Raw genomic sequence first — 4,062 nt, 5'->3', positions numbered from 1 at the left:
CGCGCGCTTGTCCGGTGCGTGGGAGATTGGTCCTGCGGTTGTCGTCGCGGTTGCGCGGGCGCTGTTCGAAACGACCCTGACGCCACAACAGGATGGGTTTTGGCGCTTCGGCTTCCGGGGCGGGTTCCCCGGTGGCTGCTTCAGTCACCGTCACGGGTTCGTCCGGCGCGGCGTCCGTTGCCGGCGCGGCATTTGACACCAGCTCGGCCGGTGCAACTTCTTCTGCCGCTGCGGCTTCAGTCTCGGCAGCTTCAGCCTCTGCCTGCGGTTCAACCGGTGCCGGTTCAGCAGCAGCCTCGGCAACAGGCGCTTCGTCTTGCACGGTTTCGACCGGAGCGTCCGCCTGTTCTCCCACGGCAGGCGCAGCAGGTTCCGCCGCGGCGTCGGAGGTCATTTCGGTCGCCGTTTCCGAAACGGCCACTGCGTCCGATGCCGGCTCCGACCCTTCGACTGCTGCCTCTGCTGCGGCGTCCGCCGCCTTGGTCTGCTCGGCTCGTGCAGCCTCTTCCGCCGCAAGCTTCGCCATCGCTGCTTCGCGCGCGGCATTGTCCTGTGCTTCGAGCCGCGCCTTGACCTCGACGGCCGGCTTCGGCTCGGCACGGTAGCCGAGACCTTTGAGGATCTCTTCCATGTCGTCCGCGGTGGCGCCGAGGATCGACATCATCGGCGGCGTCACCATGAAGGACTGGCCGTCATAGGCGCCGTCCGGGCGCTGGCCGAGGCCGGGCTTCCAGTTGGTCGCCGGGCGGATCAGATCCGCCAGCCGTTCCAGGATGTCGATGCGCACGGCGCGACGGCCGAGATTGCGGTAGCCGGCAAGCTTGTAGAAGGTCTTGTCGAAGGCGGGGTCGATGACCACCGAGGTGCGACCCGAGGCGAGCGCATGGACCACGTCGCCAAAACCTGGCTTGTCCTTGCCGTCGTTCTTCAGCGCCCACAGCAGCGTCACCAGCCCGGCAGGCGCCGGCTTGATCAGCGCCGGCACGAAGACATGGTAGGCGCCGAAGCGCACGCCAAGCCGGCGAAGGGCTGCGCGGCCTTCCTGGTCGAGCGACTTCATCTCCTCGGCGATGTCGCGGCGGTTGATGAGGCCGAAATTCTCGACCAGCTGGAAGGCGATGCCACGGCCGATGCCGGAAATCTGGTCGGCGTTTTTCAAGTCGACCAGCGGCTTCAGCAGCGACTCGATCTGGAAATTGACGAAACGCTCGGCACGCGCGGCGACCTTGTCGCGCGCCGGGCCGGTCAGCTGTTCGTCGGCCAGCAGCACCAGCCGCGGCTTCAGCGCGTCTTCGCCTGATACAAGCGTGCCGATCGGCGCACCGATCCAGCGCAGCGTGCCATCCGACCCGAGCGCGATATCGCCATTGGCCGAGGCGCCGAAGCGTTCGGCGCGCGCCTCGAACTCGGCGGCCAGCGCCTTCTGGGCAGCGGTGCGCACCGCCTTGGCGTCTTCGCCGCCGGCGGTCTGGTCGGCGGTGAAGCGGAACCCTTGCAGCTCGCCGACATGGTGGCCTTCGACAAGGACGGTTCCGGTAGGACTAATTTCGGCTTCAGGCATGGTATTTTCTCTAAGGCGCCGCATGAGGACGGAAGTCCTGCGGTCTACGAAGCGTTTCGTCAACCGCTCATGCAGCGCATCCGACAATCTGTCTTCGATTTCGCGCGTCTTTTCCTGCCAGTGTGCCTGATCGGCCAGCCAGCCGGGCCGGTTCGACACGAATGTCCAGGTGCGGATCTGGGCAATGCGATGCGAGAGCGTATCAATGTCGCCCTCTGTTGTGTCGGCGCGGCGAACCTGCTCGGCCATATAATTCTCGTCGACATGGCCGTGGCGTGCGAGGTCCGTGTAGATCGAGGCAATGAGGTCGGCATGCTGGGCCGGCGCGATCCTGCGGTAGTCGGGCAGCGCGCAGGCTTCCCACAACAGCGCCACGCGCTTGGCATTGGTGGTGAGTGCGCGGATGTCCTCGTCGCGCGACAGATGCTCGAGCGCCTGTGCATCGACGGCAGGCAATGCCCGTGTCAGTCCCTCGACCGGGGCGTTGGTTTCGATCGAGCGCTTCAGCGCGTCGAGGCTGGCAAAGTCGAAATGTGCGGTGCGCCATTGCAGCACCTTCACCGGGTCGAAGTCGTGGCCTTCGATCTTCTTGATCAGATCCTCGTCCAGCGGGTCGACCTGGCCGGTGACACCGAACGTGCCGTCGCGCAGATGCCGGCCGGCGCGGCCGGCGATCTGGCCAAGCTCGGCCGCCGTCAGATTGCGGTACTGGAAGCCGTCGAACTTGCGATTCTGGGCGAAGGCGACGTGGTCGAGATCGAGGTTGAGACCCATGCCGATGGCATCGGTGGCGATGAGGTAGTCGACATCGCCGGACTGGAACAGCGCCACCTGGGCGTTGCGGGTGCGCGGCGAGAGCGCGCCGAGCACGACGGCGGCACCGCCCTGCTGGCGGCGGATCAACTCGGCGATGGCGTAGACCTCGTCGGCGGAAAAGGCGACGATCGCCGTGCGCCGCGGCAGGCGGGTCAGCTTCTTGGAGCCGGCATAGGCAAGATGCGACAGCCTCGGCCGCGTCACCACCGAGACACCCCTCAGCAGGCGCTGCAGGATACTTTGCATGGTGGCGGCGCCCAGCAGCAGCGTTTCCTGGCGGCCGCGCAGGTGCAGGATGCGATCGGTGAAGATGTGGCCGCGCTCGAGGTCGCCGGCGAGCTGCACCTCGTCGATGGCGACGAAGGCGGCGTCGGTCTCGCGCGGCATGGCCTCGACGGTGCAGACCGAATATTTGGCGCCCGGTGGCTGGATCTTTTCCTCGCCGGTAATCAGCGCAACCTTGTGGGCGCCGACCTTTTCGCAGACGCGGGCGTAGACCTCGCGCGCCAGAAGCCTGAGCGGCAGGCCGATGATTCCACTCTCATGCGCCACCATGCGCTCGATGGCGAGATGGGTCTTGCCGGTGTTGGTCGGCCCGAGCACGGCGGTCACGTCGCGGCCCGACAGGATCAGCGGCTCAGTGTGTTTGGGCTGGATGTTCATCAACCTAGAATAAGGCTTCCGGGACCTGGAGATAAGGCTTCTGGCCTCTGGTTGTCGGGAGCGTGCCTCAAATGGGCGCGTATGACAGGCGACACATAGGGATTTCGGGCGCGAAGCGAAAGCGGAATGTTCCGTCGGCAGCCAGAAGGTGGTTCCGTCAAGCTCTCAATCAGAATGCGGATTAACGGATAGAACGAGTCTGGAACGAATCGGCGACGAATCAGTGACTCCTGCAGGTTCAGCTTTTGTTCACGGCTATATGTGGATTTCGCGACCACGAGACGCACCACATGCTGAATCGCTGAACTGGCCCGTTTCGTGCTAAGAGGGCATTGCCATTAACCTTTGCCGATAAACGATCACAATGGCTTGGCGTGCCTCGACCAAGGTTATGAAATTGTTGATCTTTCTTAATCTGCGTTAAGCAATTGGCAGGGGATTCCGGCTGTCGTCGTTAACGTTCAGCTCAAAGCCGGAACGAATCGGCGACGAATCAGCGATGGCGGAATTTTCCCGTTTTGTTCACCTCAATATCTTGTGTTGTGAACAGCTTATCCACCGAGAATCCACAGGCTTGGAAGCTGGTTTCGCACAGGCCGGCCGGGCCGCTGTTAACCTCTGCGTGCCGGATTGGGTCAGCAGCCGTGCTGTCACTTCGAAGGGACCATGGCGCAAACGAAAAACGGGCCGGCGCGCCGGCCCGTCGATCTCTGCGCCTACATCGCCGTCGTCAGGCGAAATACTGGCCGCCATTGGCCGTGATGGTCGAGCCGGTGATGAAGCCGGCATCTTCGGATGCGAGGAAGACGACGCAGCGCGCGATTTCTTCGGGCTCACCGAGGCGGCCGACAGGAATCTGCGGAATGATGCGCTCGTTGAGCACCTTCTCGTCGATCGCCTTGACCATCTCGGTGGCGATATAGCCGGGACAGATGACGTTGACAGTGATGCCGGCGCGCGCCCCCTCTTGGGCGAGAGCCTTGCTGAAACCGATATCGCCGGCCTTGGCGGCGGAATAGTTG

General features: G+C 64.0%; 2 protein-coding genes. Both read right to left on the bottom strand.

Annotation, left to right across the window (positions count from 1 at the left end):
* The coding region (locus tag EOA22_RS26335) for a helicase-related protein (RefSeq protein ID WP_127390325.1) at positions 1-3,040 on the bottom strand (3,040 nt) is incomplete at its 3' end.
* Positions 3,041-3,770: 730 nt separating this feature from the next.
* The coding region (locus EOA22_RS26330; protein ID WP_127390324.1) for an SDR family oxidoreductase at positions 3,771-4,062 on the bottom strand (292 nt) is incomplete at its 5' end.

Source organism: Mesorhizobium sp. M7A.F.Ca.US.014.04.1.1 (assembly GCF_003998745.1).
Lineage (GTDB): Bacteria > Pseudomonadota > Alphaproteobacteria > Rhizobiales > Rhizobiaceae > Mesorhizobium > Mesorhizobium ciceri.
Note: the sequence above shows the minus strand (reverse complement) of the source record. Positions and strands in the feature narration are given on the sequence as shown.